The following is a 20,578-nucleotide window of genomic DNA, read 5'->3' as shown; positions in this document are numbered from 1 at the left end:
GGAGCCGGTCAGACGCTGACGAAGGGGGAGGGTGGCTTGGGAATCCCGGCCATCCCGCCATCGGGTACGGATGCTCCGCCGTCCAGGAGCAGAGCCTGGCCGGTGATGAACGCCGCGGCGGGTGAGGCGAGGAAGAGCGCGACGTTGGCGACTTCCTCCGGCTCCGCCCAGCGGCCCATCGGGACGTGGGCCATCAGCCAGTCGGACAGCGGTCCGGTCGAGTACGCGAAGGCCGTCAAGTCGGTCCGGGTCCAGCCGGGGCACAGCGCGTTGACGCGCACGCCGTCGCGGGCCCAGCCGACAGCCAGGCTGCGGGCCAGTGAGACCTGGGCGGCTTTGGTCGCGGCGTACGCTTCCATCCTGGGGGTGCCGACCACAGCGGCGAGTGAGGACATGAGGACGACGCTGGCGCGTGCGGAGGCGGCCAGATGAGGGTGCGCACGTCGGCACAGGGCAGCCGTGGCGTTGAGGTTGACGGAGACTACCTGGTCCCAGTCTGCTTGTGTGGAGTCCTGCAGAGGGACCATCGTGGGACTGCCGTCGGGCTGGGACGGCAGGACGCCGGCGTTGTGGACCACGATGTCCAGTCCGCCGAGCGCGGCGGCGGCGTTGTCCACCACGAGATCCGCCGTGCCCGGTACGGAGAGGTCGCCGGGCGTGAGCATGGCGGAGCTGCCCGCTTTCGCCACGAGTTCGGCGGTTCCTTCCAGTGCGGTGGCGGAGCGGGCGGAGAGGGCGAGGACGGCGCCGGCCTGGGCGAGTGCGACGGCCACTGCCCGGCCGATACCACGCGAGGCGCCGGTGACGAGCGCACGCGCTCCGTCGAGGCGGAAGCGGTCGCTCACGGTGATCGGGGTCTGGTTCGTCATCAGGTGCTCCTGGTTGCAGCGGGGACGGGCTGGGGGCGGGGCGCGGGCACCGGGTGGGCCGGGCGGGCCGGGGCCAGGTGGATGGAGGAGGCGTTGCTCCAGGTCAGCAGGGCGCTGCCCCAGGTGACGCCGGCTCCGAAAGCGGCGATGAGGACGCGTGCGCCCGGGGGCAGCAGGCCGCGCGAGGCTGCGCTGGCGAGCGCGTAAGGGGCGCTGGCCGCGCCGATGTTGCCCACTCCGCCGCCCACGATGACCAGCCGGTCCTCGGGAATTCCGATGCGGTCGCCGATGGCGCGCAGCAGCACGGGATTGGGCTGGTGAGTGATGAAGACATCGATGTCGTCGAGCCGCAGACGGTTGCGGACCAGGCTCTCCTTGACGATGGAAGGAAAGATGTCGGTGATGAAGTCGCGTACCGCGCGGCCGTCCATGCAGATGTCGTGCTGATGGCCCGCCAGCGTCTCCGGGCTGGCCGGGGCGCGGCTGCCGCCGGCGCGGATGAGGACGTGATGTGCGCCGGTGCCGTCAGACCCCAGACGGAAGTCCTCGAAGCCGCCGCCGTCGTGCACCGGGCCGATGACGGAGGCCGCGGCTCCGTCGGCGAACAGGACGGCGGTCCCGCGGTCGGCCGGGTCGACGAACCGGGAGTAGACCTCGACCCCGACGACGGCCGCGTACCGGGCACAGGGATCGTTGGTGAGCCAGTCGTGCGCGACCCGGGTGGCGAACAGCCAGCCGGAGCAGGCGGCGCTGACGTCGAGGGCCACGGCGTTGCGTGCACCCGTGAGGGCCTGGACGCGGCAGGCGGTGGAGGGGCCCAGTTCGTCGGGGGTGGAGGTGGCCAGGATCAGCACGTCCAGCTGGTCGATGTCGATGCCGGCCGCGGCGACGGCGGCGCGCACCGCGGCCGCGGCCAGGTCGGAGGAGGCCTCCTCGGGTGCGGCCGCATACCGGGTGTGGACGCCGGTGCGTTCGGCGATCCACTGGGGGGTGACTCCCACCGTGTCCGCGATGTCGTCGTTGGAGCGCCGGGTACGGGGAAGGTAGGTGCCCATCCCCAGCACGCCGTAGCGCGGGGTACTCGTCGGTACGGGACTCATGGCTGCCCTTCTGTTGGCCAGCGGACGGATCCGCTCGGAGCGGTGGCGTCGTCAGCGGCGCCCGAAGGCGTGTTCTGCGGGGTTGCCATGGCCTCCTCCAGGAGCGGCAGGTGCGGCAGCAGCCGGTCGCACAGGGCGTCCATCACCTGGGGGAGGGCGCGTGCGGTGTCGGTGTCGAGGACTGCGGAGGTCAGCAGCCGGCCTGACACACGGCGGGCCTGTGCCGTGCCGTAGAGCGCGGCCAGCACATCGAGTGCGGTGTGCAGCGCGGGGTCTTTGACGGTGGCGAGGGTCGAGGCCAGGCTCTCGGCGGCCAGGCGGTCGGCGTAGGCCTCACCGAGTTCCCGGGCGGCGTCCAGGAGCGGATTCCACAGTTCCGGTCCCCGAAGGCCGCTGAGCGTTCGTTTCTTGAGGGTGGCGCGCAGCTGGTTGGCGAGCGTGTTCTCGTGGATCCGGGCGATGGCGGGCCACCAGTACGGATGACCGACGGGCGCCTGAGGGGGCGTGGTGAAGGCTTCCGGGGCGCCCGCTTTTTCGGCGATGGCCCGTCCGGCGTCCAGGAGGATCAACTGGCTGTCGCCGCCCGCGCTGTCGAAGGAGTGGGCGAGGCCGTGGTAGGCGGTGAGCCGGTTGGTGTTCAGGAATCCGGCGAGGCCGCAGCGGTGCTGGCACTGTGCGGTCACCCGTGCGGCAGCGCGGACCGCGTGGGCCTTGAGGACCGCGAGGGGGCGGTCGACGGCTGCCCAGGGGGAGAAGGCCATGACGGTGGTGTGGTTCCCGCCCCTGTGCTGCCACCCGTGCTGCCTCAAGGAGCGGGCCCAGATGCCCTGCGCGGCGTGCCCGGCGCAGGTCAGGGCGAAGGCCTCGGCGAGGCAGCCCAGGACAGCGTGCTGCTGCGAGCGGTAGGCCAGCACCGGGCTTCCGGGGGACAGCCGTCCGTGGGTACGACGGTGCGCGGAGTGCCGTACGGCCCGTACGGCACTGTTCCGTGCCATGGCGGCCATCGCCGAGGGCAGGGTTGCCCACAGAGCCTGCCCGACGCACAAGGTGCGTGCGAGCCTGGCGTCGGGAGTGGGGAGCGGGTCGTGGAAACGGCCCTGTGCGTCGATGGCCGCGCCGTCGTTGAGCCATTGCCCGTAGGCCAGCCGTACGTTGGTGAAGCTCACCAGCGCATAGTCCAGTGGGAGATCGGCTGCTTCGATAGGGCTGGAGATCTGTACGCCGGGCGCTGGGCCCTGTGCGGTTGCGAGATCCACCACGAAGGAGAAGATGCCGTGGTCGCTTCCCGCGACCCGCAGCCGCGCGCACACCACGGCGGACTGGGCGATGCCCGGCGCTCCGACTCCCGAGACCTTGGCGGCCCCTGCGTCCGGTGTGCTCAGCACGAACCCGTATGTCTCCGGGTCGAATTCGGCTGTGGTGCGCATGCTCAGATGGCTGCTGCCGTCCCCGATCTCGGTGACCAGGAACACGCCGTTGGTGCGGCCTGAGGACAGCTCCTTCCAGCGGGAGCCGAGCTGCTCGGGGTCGTCCGACAACGAGACGATCGAGTTGAGGCACAGCGCGTAGTGCGACAGGGCGGCCATGCAGGACGGCGGGTCGGCGACGGCGAGGCACTCACTGAGCGCGGCCAGCGACTGCGGGGAGCGGCACAGCTGTTCTGCCGGGGGGAGGGCGTGGGCGAGGCGGCACAGCAGGTCGCGGTGGTGGCGGGCGCGGCGCGTGGCGTCGCCGATGGCCGCGGGCGTTGTCTTTGGGGGGCAGACCGGGGCAAGCGCTGCCTGCACTTCGTCGCGCAGAGTCTGCGGGCAGGGGCCGTTGACGATCTGTCGCAGTTCGTCGATGGGTGGCGTGTACGTGGTCATCGCCATCGCTCCGTAGCGGGCAGGGCAGGGCCGGCGAGGACGGCGGCATCCCGTGCCGAGGTGGTGGGCGCCCAGGCGAAACCGGGTTCACCGATGGGTGCGAGCGCGCGGGCGGCCGAAGGGGCCACGGTATGGCGGACGTTGCGGGTCAGCGCCCAGCCGGTTCCCGCCTCCAGCAGCAGGGGGCGCGCAGACATCGTGACCTGATGCAGGATCTTGGGCAGCCGTGCGGGGCGGACCAGGCAGTCGGCCAGCGCCCGGTGGAGGTCGTCCCGTGGGGTGTACGGGCCGCCGCGGACAGCGGAGTGGACAGGCAGCCGGGCGCGCCGGGCGGGAACGGAACGGATCGCCGCCGCGAAGGCGTCGGCCTGGCCTGTGAAGGACGGGTGATGGGAGGCGAAGGGCAGCCGGAGCCGGACCACGGGCAGACCCTGTCGGCGTGCGAGGTTCTCCACGCCCTCCAGATCCGTCACCGGACCGCTGAGAACGGTCTCGCCGGGATCGTTGACGCAGGCCAGGACCAGCGAGGGGGAGTCCCACTCGCGCAACAGGCGTTCGGCCTGCTCCTCGCCCGCGCCCAGCAGGCTCATCCCGCCCTCGCACTGGTACAGATAACGGGACAGCAGGCAGGCGATCCGGGCCCCGTCCGACGTGGAGAACACCCCCGCGGCTGTGAGTGCGGCGATCTCGCCGAAGCTGACCCCCACGATGCGGTCGGGCGTCAGGCCGGCCGCGCACAGGGCGCGATGGACGGCCAATGAGGAGCAGTAGAGCGCCAGTTGATACGTGCCGACGGGGCCCTGGGCGAGGTCGCGGCCGCTGGGCGGGCGGTTACTGAGCAGTGAGGGGGCCAACGGTGCGATGCCGAATTCCTTGCCCACTTCCTCGACCTGTCCGAACACGTCGGCCACGGCCTCGCGCACGCCAGGCGTCGTGCGGATGGCCCGCACCAAGGCGCTGACGGCGAAGTCCCCTTGACCGGGGAAGAGATGGATCACGGTGCTCGGCGTATCGTCGTGGCACTCATGGCTCTGGGGCGGAGCGTGAGTCATGAATGCGTTCCTTTCGCAGGGGGAGGTCGATGCGGTCCTTCTGCCGTGAATGAGGGAGAGGCGGTAAGGACGCCGACGGTTGGCTGTGACAGGCCGTCTCGCGTGGATCGGGTGGCTGTTCGTCACTGATTGAACCGGGTCTGCCCGGTCGCTGGGTACAGGTTTCCTTCGGCCAGGTGTTGAAAGGCGTGAAAGCGGGACGCGGATTCTCGCTTTCAGCAGGGAACGACAGCAGGCTTCTGCTGGGCCAGCTGCTCCAGCACGGTGGCTGCTGCCGGAACCCGGCTGAAGGGCTTGAGCAGTTGTCGCGAGCGTACGACGGCTGCGTGAGCCTTTCCCGAACCAAGGTGACCGTATTGCTCCAGAAACGACTGCCACGATGAACAGGCTGCTTCAACATGCCCGGCACGCATGAGCATTTCGGCCTGTTGCGCGTAGCTGAGTGCCAGGCCTCTGCGATCCTCGGCCGATCGCTTGGCCAGGGAGCGGCTCATCGCCGCATGTGCGCCGACAATATCTCCCGCGAGTTGGAGGGCCTTGGCGCTCTGGTATTCCAGCGCGGCCTGTGAGTAGGTATCGAAAGGACTGTCCGGGGGGCCGCCGGATTCGTCGGGCGCGATGGCACGCTCGGCCCGCAGGAGTGATACCAGCGCCTCGCGGCGGTGTCCGCAGGCGGCCTGCGCGACGGCGAGCTGGGTGAGCAGATAGGCACCTGCCGGGCTGTCCTGCGTCCCGGCGGCCCGCACCGCGGCCTCAGCGGCCATCAGCGAGAGGCGGTGGTGTCCGAGGGAGAGCCCCTGGGCGCTGAGCCCACGCAGCACCACGGCCTGCGCCGAGCGGTCCCCGGACTCCCGGGCGAGCTGCAGCGCGGCGATGAAGTGGCGCTGCGCCAGGCCGTGCGAGGCGGCGTCCTCGTACATCCGGGCCAGGAGAAAGGTCAGGCGCGAGGCTTCCACCAGCAGCGTGCGCTGGAGGGGCGCAGGCTTGGCGCCGTGCAGCCCGGGGATGACAGCGTCCGCGAGGAATGTCGCCAGCGCCGAGCGGGCGGCCCGCCCGCCGTGGGCGTTGAGGGAGGCGCGGTAGAAGCGCACCGCGAGGCGCATGACCGTGAGTTCGGCCGCGGCGGGCTGCTCGTGCGGTACGTCCGCCAGGTGGCATCCCGCAGACGTGCTCCGGCAGAGGTCCGCGAGCTGGCTGACCTGGTAGGGCAGCGCCTGGGCTGGCGGCCTGTGGACCGGGTCGCTCTCCAGGCGGTACAGCTCCACCAGTTCGGCCCTGGTCCACCGTTGGCCGGTGGGGCTGCTGCTCGACGACGCCACGTATCCGCTGCCTACGCCGGTGAATCCCGCGGCGGTGGCGGAGACGGGGCGTCCCAGGCGCCGGGTGAGGGCCTCGGCGATGAATTCCGGTACCGGAGGATGGGGCTGTGTTCCGCTGAGCCAGTGCGCCACCGCCGTACGGTCGTAGTCGAGTTGCCGACCGACTTCGGAGGCGACGGCGTTTACGGCTCGTGCGAGGGAGCCCTGCGTCCAGTCCGCTTCGGCGAGCAGAGCCCGAAGGAGCCCATTGGGCTGGCGGGGGATCGACACTGATTCTCCTCGTTCGAGTCGCGGCGTGTATCGACATGCGGAGCGCGGCCGCATCGGTGATTCCCGTGATGCCTCGTGTTGGGTGCGTGTATCGGCTCTGCTTCGGGCAGGCGGCCGCTGGTGGTGCGACTTCCACAAAAGCATGGTCGATAAGCGCGGAGAAATCGCACTGTTGGAGTGGTTGCGTGAACGCGTTGAACACTGCACGGATGCGGCTGCCGGCCGGTTCGGGGGTGGCGGGCACGTTACGGCGGGCCGACATCTCCTCATCTCGAACGCGAGCTCGGATATGCACCGTATCTGCGAAAGGTGATGCGGGATGGGATCTCGTCTGGGGCGTGGAGCACTTCGACCCGGCGGCTCCGGAGCAGTGCATGAAAAGCGGTGTGGGCGGTGCCGGGCGTTCAACACATTCACGCAGGGATCACCGGCAAGCCATTCCGCAATCCATCGTCGAGGCGCTCACCCACGGCCGGGGCGGGTACCCCGGCCGGCGGACTCTGACGTCGGGCACTCGCTCATCCTGCGGAGCGGCGCAGTGCTCCGAGCCGTGGACACCGCCCGATCGCTCCGCACCCGCGCATCGTCCTGCCACCGAGCGCACCGTACACACGCGGACAGCGGCACAAGCAAGGGGAAAGACTGATGGGTCACCTCACCGCATTCCTGTTCCCGGGCCAAGGAGCGTACGTACCAGGCTCCTTGGCCCGCCTCGCCGATGACGAGCCGATCGTCCGTGATGCGCTAAGGAAGATCTTGCTGAGCTCTCGATGGCAATGACCGCATCTAGGGGACTGTTAATACGAGGGGAGAAATATCAGCAGGCACTCGGCGCGCGTTTCCCGTGACGAGAAACTTACGGAATTCGATTTCCGTGCTCTGGCAGGGCATGTTCGTTGGCGTGAGGCTCCTGCGTCACCGCGCCGAGATGAGTTCGGCTCCGCGGAAAGCCCCCGGAAAGGGTGACGGCATGAGCACGTCCCCTACCTCCGTACGCATCGTCCGCGGCCGTCTCAAAGCGGATGAACTCGCGGTCCTTACCGTAGGCCTGATGGCGCGCCGCCGGTGGGGCGCGTTTCTCGACGCCGAGACTGCCAACGTGGTCAGGTGCTCCCACTTGGGGCGCATCCCAGCGCCTGGTCCACCGGCCTCTCCCCCGTCGGCAGAGAACGTGAGCGGCGCCGGGAACCTTCCGTTCGACGGGCGCTGACGGTAGTCCACGCCCCGGCCTGCCGCCGGGAGGGCCACCGCTGGCGAGCGTTTGCGTCGACCGCTCGCAGGAGGCGGTGCCGGCGTTGGATCGCCCCGAGGAAGCAGTACGTGGGCACGGGCACGCACGGATAACGGCGCACCATGTCGACATCAGTAGGCAGGTGTGTCGTGCGTATGAGGAGACGGGGCATCCGTGCTGCGCTGCGGCGCGCCGCGCGTGCTCGGGAGAGGCGGCGCCGCCGTGACGGGGACGGCGCGCTCCAAAGCGCCGCGGCCGGCCGGGCCGCCTGCGCCCTGCCGGGCCGTCGCTGCGCCAATTGTGTCTGGGGCCCGAGGCGTGCGGGTGCCCGTCACGGGGCGGCTGCGGGGGTGCGGGGCGCGGACGGGCGTCACCCGGTGAGGGCGCCCGGCGCGCGGTGGTGATCTTGATGGTGTCGGATGTCGCTTACCACCCGTACGACCCCCGTGAGAGCCCCATGCTGGAGCTGGCCCCCTTTGGTCCCGCCAACGAGCACATCGAGCGTGCCGTCAACGCCGTGGTCGAGCCCATCGCGCGCCACGTCTCCAACGTGGTCTTCGCGAAGATCACCGTCTTCGGCCAGGAGTTTCCCTGGATCGTCGGCTGGCTGGTGCTCGCCGGGATCGTCTTCACCGGTTATTTCGGCTTCGTACAGTTCCGCCGCTTCGCCCTGGCCGTGCGGCTGGTCCGCGGCACGTACGAGAACCCGGACCACCCCGGAGAGGTGCGCCATTTCCAGGCCCTGGCCACCGCGGTCTCCGGCACCGTCGGCCTCGGCAACATCGCCGGTGTCGCGGTCGCGGTGACCATCGGCGGGCCGGGCGCCACCTTCTGGATGATCGTCGCCGGGTTCTTCGGCATGGCCACGAAATTCGTCGAATGCACCCTCGGCGTCAAATACCGCGTCGTGCACGCGGACGGCTCGGTCTCCGGCGGCCCGATGTACTACCTCACCCGGGGGCTCGCCGAGCGCGGGCTGGCCCCGCTCGGGACGGTCCTCGCCGTCCTCAGCTCCGTCGCCCTGATCTTCTTCGGGCTGTTCGGCGGCAACATGTTCCAGGTCAACCAGAGCTATGCGCAGCTCGTCGAGGTCACCGGCGGCCCGGACGGCTGGGTCGGCAGCGATACCGGCGCGATCGCCTTCGGTGTGCTGCTGGCCGCGGTCGTCGGCGCGGTCCTGCTCGGCGGGATCCGCTCCATCGCCAAGGTCACCAGCCGCCTCGTGCCCGCCATGGCAGTGCTGTATCTCGTCGGCTGCCTGATCGTCATCGCCGCGAACATCGGCCAGGTGCCCGATGCCGTCTCCTCCATCATCACCGGCGCGTTCTCCCCGCTAGGCGTCGCCGGAGGCGCCCTGGGCGCACTGACCGTCGGCTTCCAGCGGGCTGCGTTCTCCAACGAAGCGGGCCTGGGGTCCTCGCCGATCGCGCACGCCGCGGTCAAGACCGAACACCCCGCCACCGAGGGCCTGGTGGCCCTGCTGGAACCCTTCATCGACACGGTCGTGGTCTGTACGGTCACCGCCCTGACCATCGTCGTGGCCTCCACGCCCAGCTGGGAACAGGCCCGCGCGGCCGTCGCAGCCGGCCAGGACATCCCCGGCGGGGTGACCATCACCTCCGACGCCTTCGCCTCCGTCCTGCCCTGGTTCCCCTACGTCCTGACCGTCGCCGTGCTCCTGTTCGCCTTCTCCACGATCATCACCTGGAGCTACTACGGCCTGAAGGGCTGGACATTCCTGTTCGGACACGGCAAGAAGAGCACGCTCCTCTACAAGACGCTGTTCACCCTGACCGTCATGCTCGGCTCGCTGCTGACCCTCAGCTCCGTACTCGACCTCGCCGACGCCCTCGTCTTCTGCCTCGCCGTCTTCAACATCATCGGCCTCTACCTCCTCGCCCCCGTCGTCAAGAAGGAACTCGCCTCCTTCCTGACCTACCTGCGCACCCGCCACCGCAGCTGACGCCGACACCACCCGCCCCATCCGCCAGCCTCCCTGTCCACAAGACAATGCTCCGCTGCGCTGGGCAGGTTGACGGCCGCAGCCTGGGCACCGAGGAACACTCGCGGTGCGGGACCGAGCAGGGCAGGAAGAACGCCTCCTGCGGCCCGCGGCGCGAAGGAGCCGGACGCGTGGCGGCGCGCCGGATCCGTGCGCCCGCGCCGGGAGTCTCCGGTCCCTCATCAACCAGCTGCGCCGGGTCGCTCATGCTGTGGCCGGGGCGGTTCGCCGGGTTGGTGCTCGCAGTCGAGTCGCTCTGCGGGTTGAATGCGAAGAGCGTCGCGGAAACGAAACACCACGAGCAGACCACCGTGGCATCCCTCCAGAAGAGGCGGAATGACCGACAGCACGAAACCTCTGGTCGAAGCCATCGGCGGTCTTGATGCGCTCCGCCGCCTGAGCAACACCTTCTATGACGACGTCCTGGCGGATCCGTTGCTCGCGCCTGTCTTCGCCAACTTCAGCCGCACCCATACCGAGCACGTCGCCATCTGGCTCGCCGAGGTCTTCGGCGGCCCGCCCCGGTTCACTGACGAGCTCGGCGGCCACCAGGCTCTGCTGCGCGCCCACCTCGGCCTGTCGATCACCGAGGAGCAGCGCCTGCGCTGGATGGAGCTGATGACAGCTGCCGTCGAGAAGGAACTCCCAGACGACGAGCTGCTGCGGTGCCGAGTCATCGAATACTTCGACTGGGGCACCAAGATCGCCCGTGACGTGTCAGCTGATCCAGTCGGCACCGACGTCGGTGACCCCGGCCCCACGCCCCGGTGGGGCTGGAACGGACTGGCCTGATTCTTTGCCCTCTGCTCTCCGCGCCGGCCGAAGGGGCCGCCGCCCCGGCCGACGCGGAGTTGGCAGCACGAACCTGGCCGGCCTTCCCGCCGCAACGGTCATGCCGGGGACACGAGACACCGTTTGCCTCACCGGAGGCCTTCTCGCTGCGGACGCGGGCACGTTCACGTCGCTGCGCGACGAGGACGCCGGTGTGCCGGGCATTCTGGTGGTGCCGGCGCGGGCAGCGGTGCGACTTCCATGTGGACGGTGTGCTTGGCATGGTACGAGTTGGCCAGCGTGAGCTTCCGCAGCGGTCCGAGGCGGGCCTCGATCGGGTTGGCCCAGGACGCGTTCGTCGGCATGAAGCACAGCTCGGCCTCGTTCCTCGCCGCCCCTCCGAGGCGCCAGTTCTTGTGGGCGGAGAGATGATCCAAGATCACGCAGACCGGGGCGCCGTCCGGGCCGGCCCCCGAATGCTCTTGAGCTCGCCCCAGGCCGGGCCGATGCCCCTGCGGCGCCAGTTGACGCCCCACAGGGCGTCAACACCGACCGAATAGCAGCCACGGAAGTGCGGGTGCTGTGAGGGCGGTGGAAGCTCTCCGGCAACCGGCCCGGCCTGCCCTGCTCGACCGAGCGGGCCCCGGTCGTCGAGCGGATGCCCAGCGGCCCGTACTCGTCGAAGGGCCGGCCCGACGATTGCCTCGGCGAGCTGCTGTTCATGTTTCATGGGCCGTTCACCGTCCCTCGTTCGCTGTGCCGCGCCGCCCATGCTCCTGGCCCTCGTCCGCCTCCGCAGAGAAACGGACCGCCCGGCTCACTACGTCACGGGCCAGCTCGGTCACCGAGCACCCCTGAGTGAAGGCGCGGGCCCGCAGCCGGTCCAGGGCTTGCTGCGGGTCTAAGCCCAGCTGAGCCATGACCATGCCGACGGCCTGGTAGACCTCGGCGTGATCGGCTTCTGCGGCCTCTACCCATGACGCTGCTCCGCCTTCGTCCCCGGGCCCGTGCCGCTCGGTGTCGGACTGCAGGTGCAAGACGGAGAAGGTGACGGCGTCCCGGACCATCAACGCGATGCGCAACTCCCGTTCGGACAGCGCACCGGTGGACTCCCGGTACAGGTCGAGCGTGCCGACGGCCAGTGCACCCACCCCCAACGGCAACGAGAACACCGCCCGTACCCCCAGTTCAAGGGCCTGCTGGGCGAAAACCGGCCACCTGAGGGCATCTGGTCCACCGGTGAGATCCGATGCCAGCACCGGTGCCGTCTGGTCGAAGGCCGCCTGGCACGGGCCGTCGCCGAGCGTGTATTGGGCCTCGGCGAGCCGGGTCGCCCTCTCATCACTGGCGCACCACAAGGTGTTCACCGTCCGCTGCGAGGTGAGCGACACGGACGCCCCGGTGACCGGAAGCAGCTTTACGCAGGCACGGCACAGCGCCGCGGGCACCTGCAGGAAGTCGAGGCCCTGCACGGCGGCTGCCACGACGTCCGTGACACACCTGCCATCCTCGCCACCGGACGGACGGGCGCCATTGGCCGCGCTGTTGTCGCCATGGACCTCGGGCCACATCGCTCGCACCTCCACCCGCCGCACTCGGCCGGCCAACCTGATCGTCAGCACCATCCACCGCTACCGCCCGAGCAAGGGAATCGTCCGGCAGTGGCGACGGTCACCTCTGCGCGACTGCCGACCGTCTCTACGGTGTCGAATACCCCGACCCCGGCCCGGCATCGCACCATCGGCGCCGCCTCCAACGAACAACAGAAAGAGCTGGGGTGATGTCCGTACAGGCACGTCGGCGGACGACGGTGCCTGGCCGACCTGCGCCGCTCGCCCTGCCGCTGGACACGGCCTCGTATTCCTGTCAGGCGGCTCTGCCGTGACGTCACCAGCCTGTTCGCCCCGGGCCACGACGCAGCGGCCCCGCCCCACACCGCGCATCACCAGCCGAGGAGCAGGCTGCGATGAGGCCCAGGGTCCCGCCGCTACCCCTGCTGGAGATAGCGGAGTCCCGAACGCAGCGACTGCAGACCTCACTTGGCAGCCGGATCCTCAACTATGGGCCTGAACAACCCGTCCCGCACCCTCCAGCGGGACGTCGCCACACCGCCGAGGCACTGCCGCGGTGCCCTCATCGACAACCGAGCACTGAAGACGTACCGAGCCCGGCTCTCGCCTGCTCTGCGCCGGGCGCGTTCGCCGATTCGTCCGCGAACGCCCGCAGTACGTCTGTGGAAGATGCGCTGCTTCCGGCCTCTGTTCACTCGTACGAGTGGTCGTGGTCGATGGTGAGCGATTCTGCAACGGGTGCCGGTACTAGGGTGCTTTGGCGTCACCCCGAACCCCGGTGGCAGTTGCCCTGCTCCCGCCCCGGCCCTGTGCTGGCTGTTCGGAGGCCTCAACATGCCCCACCGGACCCGCGCACTTCACCAATCGCCGCGCCCGGTGCTCGGCGCGCCGCTGCCCGGCCGCCATGCCCGCACCGAGATGGTCCGCAGTCATGCCGTCGTTGCCCTGTTCGGCGAGATCGACCTTGCTGCCGCGGCGGAGGTCCGCGCGCATCTGGATGCCGTAACGCTGCCTGACGGGGCCCAGGTGGTCATCGACCTGCGTGGTGCCGAGTTCCTGGACTGTGCCGCCCTGGCGCTGATGTGCCGGGCCCGCCAGCGGCTGCATGATCGGGACGGGCGACTGGCGGTGGTGTGCACGCGCCCCACGCACCTGCGATTGCTGCGCCTGACCGGACTGGAGACGGTGTTCCGTCCGGTGGCCACGCTGGAGGCTGCCTGTGTCCGTCCCCCACCGGCGGCTCATGTCACAGCCGGTACTGGTGTGCACGCCGTGGCCGCGGGCCCTCCCGCCACCGTCCGGCGGGAGGGCCCTGCCGCAGCCCAGCTACGGGCGGCGGCTGGGCCTAGGACGGTTCCGCCCCTGGGCCCGCCTCAGCGGCGGTAGAGGCTCCGGCCGCTCAGACGAGGAGAGGTCCAGACGCGGCCGTACAGGCTGCCTCGATCCTCCCACCGCGGCACCGGCGCAGGCCCCCGTGCGCACGATGCCCTTGGCTGATGCCGTACGCCCGAACTCAACGCACCATCTGCCGTAGCTCATTCGCACCGTGAGGGAGCGCACCGCGAACACCGCACGCTGCACGGCGGCCCGGATCGGTCCGCCCCTGTGCCGAAGCCCGGTGCGCTTCGGCCGTGTCCCAAGGGGCCGTGGGGAACTGCGCAACCAGTCGCCCCGTGTCCGCGGACGGCACACCGCACAGCAGCGGTGCGCTCAGGCCGCGGCCGTGTCGTAGGTGTAGTAGGGGCGGTGGTCGAGCATGTCGCGGGGCGTGGTGTCGTTCCACGGGCGCATGGTGTCGGTGAGGCTGACCACCCCGGGGGTCTTGGCGGCGGGCTGATAGGTCCGTCCGTGGAGTTGTTGCCATTGGGTCCAGAGCTTGTCCACGAAGCAGTGGTGCAGCCAGAACACGGGGTCGTTGGGGGACACGCCCTGCGCCATGTGCCCGCCGACCCAGACATGGACGCGGTTGTGGAGGTTGATGCCACGCCAGCCCTCCAGGTTGTTGCGGAACCCGCCCGCCGCGCTGTTCCAGGGGGCCGCGTCGTAGGTCCGCATGGCCAGGACGGAGTCCACCTCGGCGCGGCTGGGCAGCCGTACGCCGGCGGCGCCCAGGGCGCGGCTGAGGAAGGGGCGGGTGTCGGTGGTGACACCCAGCGGCCAGCTGCCGCCTTCGTAGGCGAAGGGGCCGGTGGTGACCCGGCGGTCGCCGGTGCGGCCGTTGCCGCCCAGGAAGTCGTCGCGCCACAGGGAGGCGCTGGGGGTGTTGTCGACGGTCCAGTCCCAGTACGGCAGGTTCACGTTCGGGTTGACCTCCTGCAGGGCCCGCTCGAAGTCCAGGAGGAACTTGCGGTGCCAGGGCAGGAAGGACGGACATCGGTGGGCGGCGCGAGGGCCGTTGTCGACGTCGCTCATGATGAAGGAGTTGTGTGTGGTGACGAGGTCGTCGTACCGGCCGTTGCGTTTGAGGGCGAGGACGGCGTCGACGAAGTCACGCTTTTCCGTGGCGGTGAGCGCGGCCTGGTTCTTGCGGATTCCCATGGCGGCTCCGTAAATCAGGGCAGGGCTGCGCGACCGGCGGCCCTGCCGGGTCAGCTGGTGGCCCGTGGTGTCCGGTGAGCGCAGCGCAATGCCGCGCCGGAGATGCGCGGTTGGTCAGGTGGAAAGCGGTACGAGGTCGGCGCCGGCCAGGCCGTCCACGGCGACGCGGGCGACGGCGAGCGGGGTGGGCAGCGACTCGAAGTGGTTGACGATGCTGACGTATGAGCCGTCGGCGTTGCCCATCAGGTGCAGCTCTTCCCCGTCGATGAAGACGCGGACGCCCACCTCGCCACCGCCCGGGTGCCGGCGGGCGCCGTCATGGGTGCAGCGGCCCACGATGTGCCGCCCCCGGTAGATCTCGTCGAAATCCTGGCAGCCGTCCGCCGTTGCGCCGGCCTGCTGGACGGGCACCGCGGCCCGTGCTGTCGCGGACGCGCCGAGCGCGCCGAGGCCGGCGACGGCGGCGGCCGTCGTACCGGCGCGCAGTGCGGCGCGGCGTGAAAGATCTGGCATGGTTCGTCTCCCTTGCGGCCGGCCCGGGAGCGGTTCCCGGGGTGTGTTTGCGCAGAGATGACCGGGCGCGCGATGGCGCCCCGCCGGGCCCGGCGCCACAAGGTACGGAGCCGGACCGACCGCATGTCAGCGTGACAAATGCTCTCGCGCCACCCAACCCCCCGCCCGGCCCGCCCGTCTCTTCACGCCATATACGCCACGGAAGCCTGTGCGCTGATCCCGGCAGCCTTCCTGTCTCAGTACGCCCTGGTGCCCCATGGACACAAAATTCTTCTGCCGTTGCAGGAAAAACAAAGGGAGTCTTCAGTCCCACCAGTCCATCGCTCAACGACCGCCGGGTCGAAGACGCCTGGAATTGGTCTGCCCGGTGCGCTGATGGCAGGGCAGACCGGCAGAAGGGGTTTCGCACCGGCCTCACTACACTCGCTGGTCGCGACGTAGATCACGTTCTGTGGCAACCGGTGGCAAATTGTCCTACGGTGCCTACATGACACTGAGGACCTTCGATGCCACCCTGAACAAGACGCTGAGCCTGTGGATCGTAGGTCTCATTCTCTTGGTGGCCGGTTTCCTGCTGCCGGTGGACCTGCTGCGCGGCATGGCACTGGGATCCGGCATCGTCATCACTTTGACCGCTGCCGTCCGACGCCGCCGGGCCGCCGACGAGCGACAGGCATCGGGCGGGAACCCGCCCTATGCCAACCACTCCTCGTAGGAGTTGCGGCACGCGCGCCTCTCCCCTGTCGTGAACGAGGTGGCACTGCTGCCCGGCCCCTGGGAGCGGGCCGGGCAGCAGAGATTGGCTGGCCACAACGGATGTGCCGGGCCGTATCGAGCCTCGCCGCCAGCCGTCTGGTGCATGCGCTGACGGTGTCTTCTTCCAGCTCTTGCCCTTGCGGGGCTCTCCCCGCCCGTTCTTGAGCGGGGGAATACGGCATGCCGACAGCGAGCCAACTGCCAGCCCCTGCGGGCCTCGGTGCGATGGCCGGGTGCTTCACGCATCCAGCCGGGTGCTTCACGTATCCAGGGAAGTCCGGGCGTCGGGTTCTTCATCCGCCGGCCGAGTCGCACCGCCGGTAGCCTCGGGAGCGCTGTCGAGGGCCGAGGACGGGTCACCATGGTGACCCTCCAGCCATTGCCGCTCGGCGTGTAAAGCGTCGCCGTCCACAAGGTCCCGACTGTCGTCCTCGCCGTGACCGGATGGGACGTCCGGGAGGTTCGGCTCTTCCGGGCATGCCACAGGGAGAGGCGCCAAGCAGAAGGGATCATCCATGGTCCCGGATCTTCTCCGAGAAGTAGACGAGACCTCTGTTTTTGCTGGCCGAACAGGCGAGCAGTGTGGCCATCAATTCGCGTTCTGGGGCAAGTCATTCGCTTTTCGGGGACGCGCCTGGAGTCCCGCCCACGACTCCGGAGCTCTCCCGGGCCGGCACACCGTGGCACTTCCCGGGCGGACGGGCCCCGCCTGTCGGCAAGGGCAGGGCGGCAGGCTAGGGCCTCCAGGTCCAGGGGTGGCCACCAGGCCCTCAGGTCAGGTCCGCAGTGTCGTGCTGGGGAGCGTGTTGTAGGTATGCCGGTACAACTCCGTGAAGCGGCTGGGTTTGCCGAATCCCCAGCGTGCGGCGATGGAGGCGACAGTGACGCCGGTCGTGGGGTCAGCGGCCTGGAGTTCCTTGTGGGCACGCTCCAGCCGAACCCGCCGCATATACGTACCGGGCGTGATGCCGTAGTGGCGGGCAAAGTTGTGTTGCAGCGCGCGGGGTGTCACACCCGCTGCCGCGGCCAGCTGGCTGATCGTCACCGACTGGTCGGCATGCGTCTCGATATAGGCCACCGCTCGCCGCAGCGCGGCTGGAGCGACGTACCCCGCGGTGGGCGACGGGCCGCGCCCTCGGGCCGTGTTCGGGAACACGGCCAGCAGCGACAGCGCTGCCGTTCGCGCCAGTTGTTCCCTGACCAGGGGCTCGGTCAACGCGGAGCCCGGGCTTCTGGTCTCACGGTTCAGGAAGGCCATGAAGTGGTTCCAAGAACGCGCCCTGTCCGACGTGACCGGCGAGAGCGAGTCGAAGCGAAGGTCGCCCTCCTCGATCCCGCCGGTTTCCGCTGCCGTTCTGCGCACCAGAGCAAGGGGGAGACTGATCACGGCGATGCGCACGGGATCCCAACTCACCCGCGTGCTGGCCGTAACCGGGTAGAGCGCGACCTGTCCCTGCTGCAGGCGCACATCGTGCCGCCCACTGACCAGGCGTACGGTGCCGTGCAGGACGGACAGGCACAGCACCCTGTCCACCGGGTCGCAATGGCAGTCGGCGGCCAGAGTGTGCTCGACGAAATCGAGGTGGAGACCGTCGGCGTCGGCCCGGCGGAAGGAGAACCGGAAGTTCTTCCGGTCTCCCGTCAGGCTTGCTGCGTGTTTCGTATAGGCATTCTCCAGATACGAGTGGGCTTCATCCATATTGTGCGTGGTATACGTGGAAATCGGGACCGGGGCCGGGAGTACTGCACGACGTTCGTGAGGCATGAGGGGCTTCCATAGAGGGGACGCGTGTTCCATCCCTAACTAACCGCCAACCGCTATGAACGTTCCGCACGTCTGCCAGTTCGGCCGGTGACCACCGCAGGAGCGCAAACGATCCGACTGTCACTCTTCAGGGGATGTGGATCCGCGTGCCCCCAGAACGCAGCATGACGTGTCGGGCCGATTGGTGCGTGCGCTGCCGGCACACGGCTTGGGCGCCCCTCGTCGCGCGGTTCACTTCATGAGAACGTCGAGGGTACGGGTGATCCGAGTGTGTGGTGGGGTGTTCGACGCCCGCTGCGGCCGATGTGACGGGCTCGCTCCAGCACGGATGCGGCGGCAGGTTGGCGTCCAAAGCGTGGCAAGGCGCTGTGCAGATTTCCCATCGCCTGCCGTGCTGTTGCGGACTGCAGGCACGGGTACTGGTCGAGGAAGACATGCCAATGGGTGCATGCCTCTTCCAGGTCGCGGCGTGCCAGCAGGGCTTCGGCCAGCCGGGCATGGGTGAGCGCGTAGCTTTTCCGCTGCAGCGGCGACCGGTGCCGAGCCGCCTCGCGCAGCGCGGACACCGCCATGGAATCGTGCCCCAGGGCATGCAGTACTTCGCCTCGCTGGAAATCCATTCCAGCCTTCGGATAGGACGTGAAGGGCCCCGGAGTTCCGACGCATTTCAGGTGCTCCGACTCGGCCGCCGCAAGGTCGGTGAGCGCGCGGCGGGGTTCGCCGCGGTTGGCGTACACACGGGCGCGCTGCACGAGAACGAAGGCCCGGGTTGCAGAAGCTCCTGTCGCGCCCACAGCGCAGACGGCCGCCTCGGCAAGGTCTGTGGCGTTACGAGCGCTCCCGTACTGCATGGAGTGCAGACTCATGGCGCGCAAGGTGACGGCTCGGCAGTTCCTGCTGCCTGCTTCCTGGGCCAGGGTGAGGGCCGTGTGGAACTGCCGCCTGGCCACCGGATGGCGTCCCGCGTCGGCCGTCATCCCGGCGAGGAGATGCATGAGCTGTGCGGAGTATTCGAGCAGTTGACGGCGCTTGGCATGAGGGAACGGAACTGCGAGCAGCTGCCTCACTTCGCCGGTGATGAATGAGTGCAGCGCAAACCTGGTGGATTCTCCGCCGTATGCTGCGGACTGCGCGAAGAAGCAGTTGACCGCTCGTTCCAGACTTGCGGCTTCCAGGGGTCGAACAACCCTTGGCGTCAAGGCTTCTGCTACGCCGCAAGTCAGCGATAGGGGCAGTGTCGCCGCTCCCAGAATGACTGCCATGTGGCGCACGGCGACTCGTCGGTTCGGGCCGAGATCAGCCCTGACATATACACGCTCCCGAGGCACAGCGTCTCCCCCTCGCGAAAATACACTCCGGCAAAATCCTGCAACTGCGTTGTTGTCACGCGTGATTAAGTAGCTACAACTGAGCCCTGGGTGACGGAACGGATCGCAAGATGAGCGAGTGGCGCCGCTTCAGTCAATGCAAGAGAAGGCTCCGGTCGGAGGGTAGCGATACGGGCACACTCGCGTCCAGGAAATTCATAATGATGAGCTCGAAATGAGATTCTGGCGGGCGCCGCGGATGGCGATCGGGCGCCGCGGATGGCGATGAGGCCTCTGCCCCAGGCGGCATGTTCTCCCGCGAGTCAGGACACCGACCGTCGACACAGCCGATCGGCTCCTGCGTTCAGCGCGTTCACGCAACCAGGTTACGCGGGGGCTTCCCTGCGAACGGCGGCGATGGCTCCCTGGAAACGGTACAGGGCATCGCAGCTCTCGGCCCGACCCAGTGGATTCCCCCGTCCGACAGCCTGTCGTGAGTCGCCCGGGAATGGATCGGAGGTGCATACGGTGAGTGTCACTGCTGCCGCCGCTGATCGAGGCGGGGCCGAGTTGCTCAGCCGCGCCCAGAAGTTACTCGAACCCGAACTAAAAGCTTGGGCACAAACACTTCCGGCTGAAATATGGCCGTGGGTCGGCCACCACCTCGGCTGGCTCGACGAGCATTCCCATCCGGTGCAGCGCAGCCGAGGGAAGTGCGTTCGTCCGGCTCTGGCCTTTGCCTGCTGCCGTACGGCGGGATCCTCATCCGCGAAGGGAGTGAACGCCGCGCTGGCAGTTGAGTTGGCTCACAACTTCTCGCTCCTGCACGACGACATCATCGACGAGGACGAACTGCGCCGCCATCATCCGACGGTATGGAAGGCCTTCGGTGTCCACGCGGGAATCCTGGCCGGCGATGCCCTGCTCGCACTGGCCTTCCGCGTCCTCGCCGACAATCCAGGCCCATTCGACGGTCTTGAGGTCATCCTGCTGAGCGATGCGGTGCAGGCACTCGTCGAAGGCGAGGCACGCGATGTCGCCTTCGAGGCCCGGTCGGTGGTGAGCGTCGCGGAGTACGAGCAGATGGCCGCGGGAAAAACCGGGGCGCTGATGGGGGTTGCCTGTGCGCTCGGCGCGCTGTGCGGGGAAGCGGACCCGTGCCTGGCCGAGCATCTGGAAGCGTTCGGACGCCATCTGGGCATCGCGTTCCAGATCGTCGACGATCTCCTCGGAATCTTCGGCGACCCGCGCACCACAGGGAAGCCGGCGGGTAATGACCTGGCCGTCCGCAAGAAAACCCTTCCCGTCGTCGCCACGCTGGCTGCCGACTGCCCCGCGGCAGTGGAGTTCGCGGATCTGTATGCCCAACGGACTCCTCTGGCCCCGTACCAGATCGCTCGGGCCGGACAGCTGGTCGTGGAAGCGGGCGGGGCCGAGACGGCACGCCGGATGGTGGCCGGACATCTGACGCTGTCCCGGGCCGCGCTCGACGCCGCTGCGCTCGGCCCACGTGAGCGCGAGGAACTGGAACTACTCGCCCGGCTCCTGACCGACCGGGACCACTGACTCGTGCCGAACCGTCCCGAAGGGCCCGTTCGCCGCCGACCGCACGAGAGCAGCCCGGACAGCCCCCGCCGCGGCGGCGCTGA

Annotated in this window: 15 protein-coding genes; 5 read left to right on the top strand and 10 right to left on the bottom strand. The window is 69.1% G+C overall.

Going from position 1 to position 20,578, the window contains the following annotated elements; translation table 11 throughout:
- Positions 1-8: 8 nt before the first annotated feature.
- The 5 genes from AC4IJH_RS10745 to AC4IJH_RS10725 form a co-directional block, all read right to left on the bottom strand.
- Positions 9-869 carry an SDR family NAD(P)-dependent oxidoreductase gene (locus AC4IJH_RS10745; protein ID WP_490851364.1) on the bottom strand — a complete coding sequence of 287 codons (861 nt, stop codon included), beginning with the start codon at positions 867-869 and terminating at the stop codon, positions 9-11.
- Positions 869-1,969, bottom strand: a complete 1,101-nt coding sequence (locus AC4IJH_RS10740; protein ID WP_490851363.1) for a 3-oxoacyl-ACP synthase III family protein — start codon at positions 1,967-1,969, stop codon at positions 869-871. The genes AC4IJH_RS10745 and AC4IJH_RS10740 overlap by 1 nt, the downstream gene beginning before the upstream one ends.
- Entirely contained in the window at positions 1,966-3,834 is a 1,869-nt protein-coding gene (locus tag AC4IJH_RS10735) for an acyl-CoA dehydrogenase family protein (RefSeq protein ID WP_490851362.1), read from the bottom strand. Before AC4IJH_RS10735 ends, AC4IJH_RS10740 begins: the two co-directional genes overlap by 4 nt.
- Entirely contained in the window at positions 3,831-4,886 is a 1,056-nt protein-coding gene (locus tag AC4IJH_RS10730; RefSeq protein ID WP_490851361.1) for an ACP S-malonyltransferase, read from the bottom strand. Before AC4IJH_RS10730 ends, AC4IJH_RS10735 begins: the two co-directional genes overlap by 4 nt.
- A 215-nt stretch (positions 4,887-5,101) precedes the next feature.
- On the bottom strand, positions 5,102-6,475 hold the full coding sequence (locus AC4IJH_RS10725; RefSeq protein WP_490851360.1) for an NsdA family TPR-like regulatory protein: 1,374 nt from the start codon (positions 6,473-6,475) through the stop codon (positions 5,102-5,104).
- 1,688 nt (positions 6,476-8,163) lie between these two features.
- Here AC4IJH_RS10725 and AC4IJH_RS10720 point away from each other — a divergent pair.
- Together AC4IJH_RS10720 and AC4IJH_RS10715 are read left to right on the top strand one after the other, a co-directional pair.
- Complete coding sequence (locus tag AC4IJH_RS10720) at positions 8,164-9,669, top strand: alanine/glycine:cation symporter family protein (RefSeq protein WP_490851408.1); 1,506 nt, start codon at positions 8,164-8,166, stop codon at positions 9,667-9,669.
- Between the two features lie 375 nt (positions 9,670-10,044).
- Positions 10,045-10,500, top strand: coding sequence for a group II truncated hemoglobin (locus tag AC4IJH_RS10715; RefSeq protein WP_490851359.1), 456 nt, complete (start codon positions 10,045-10,047; stop codon positions 10,498-10,500).
- 716 nt (positions 10,501-11,216) lie between these two features.
- Here the strand turns inward: AC4IJH_RS10715 and AC4IJH_RS10710 are convergent.
- Positions 11,217-12,104, bottom strand: coding sequence for a GAF and ANTAR domain-containing protein (locus AC4IJH_RS10710; protein ID WP_490851358.1), 888 nt, complete (start codon positions 12,102-12,104; stop codon positions 11,217-11,219).
- Between the two features lie 780 nt (positions 12,105-12,884).
- On the opposite strand from AC4IJH_RS10710, the gene AC4IJH_RS10705 reads away from it, so the two are divergent.
- Positions 12,885-13,436: an STAS domain-containing protein gene (locus AC4IJH_RS10705; RefSeq protein WP_490851357.1), complete on the top strand. Its 552-nt coding sequence runs from the start codon at positions 12,885-12,887 to the stop codon at positions 13,434-13,436.
- A 324-nt stretch (positions 13,437-13,760) separates the two neighbouring features.
- Here the strand turns inward: AC4IJH_RS10705 and melC2 are convergent, their stop codons facing one another.
- Together melC2 and melC1 are read right to left on the bottom strand one after the other, a co-directional pair.
- Entirely contained in the window at positions 13,761-14,588 is an 828-nt protein-coding gene (gene melC2 / locus AC4IJH_RS10700) for a tyrosinase MelC2 (protein ID WP_490851356.1), read from the bottom strand.
- Positions 14,589-14,702: 114 nt separating this feature from the next.
- A complete protein-coding gene (gene melC1, locus AC4IJH_RS10695; RefSeq protein WP_490851355.1) occupies positions 14,703-15,101 on the bottom strand; it encodes an apotyrosinase chaperone MelC1 in 399 nt (132 codons plus the stop codon).
- Positions 15,102-15,588: 487 nt separating this feature from the next.
- On the opposite strand from melC1, the gene AC4IJH_RS10690 reads away from it, so the two are divergent.
- Complete coding sequence (locus tag AC4IJH_RS10690) at positions 15,589-15,816, top strand: hypothetical protein (RefSeq protein ID WP_490851354.1); 228 nt, start codon at positions 15,589-15,591, stop codon at positions 15,814-15,816.
- 816 nt (positions 15,817-16,632) lie between these two features.
- On the opposite strand, the gene AC4IJH_RS10685 is transcribed toward AC4IJH_RS10690, so the two are convergent.
- Positions 16,633-17,556, bottom strand: a complete 924-nt coding sequence (locus AC4IJH_RS10685) for an AraC family transcriptional regulator (RefSeq protein WP_490851353.1) — start codon at positions 17,554-17,556, stop codon at positions 16,633-16,635.
- 302 nt (positions 17,557-17,858) lie between these two features.
- Positions 17,859-18,950, bottom strand: a complete 1,092-nt coding sequence (locus AC4IJH_RS10680; protein WP_490851352.1) for a tetratricopeptide repeat protein — start codon at positions 18,948-18,950, stop codon at positions 17,859-17,861.
- A 507-nt stretch (positions 18,951-19,457) separates the two neighbouring features.
- Here AC4IJH_RS10680 and AC4IJH_RS10675 point away from each other — a divergent pair.
- Positions 19,458-20,495: a polyprenyl synthetase family protein gene (locus AC4IJH_RS10675; RefSeq protein WP_490851351.1), complete on the top strand. Its 1,038-nt coding sequence runs from the start codon at positions 19,458-19,460 to the stop codon at positions 20,493-20,495.
- Positions 20,496-20,578: the final 83 nt, after the last annotated feature.

It is taken from the genome of Streptomyces sp. UF-297 (assembly GCF_058245575.1).
This window is presented reverse-complemented; position numbering and strand designations above follow the sequence as displayed.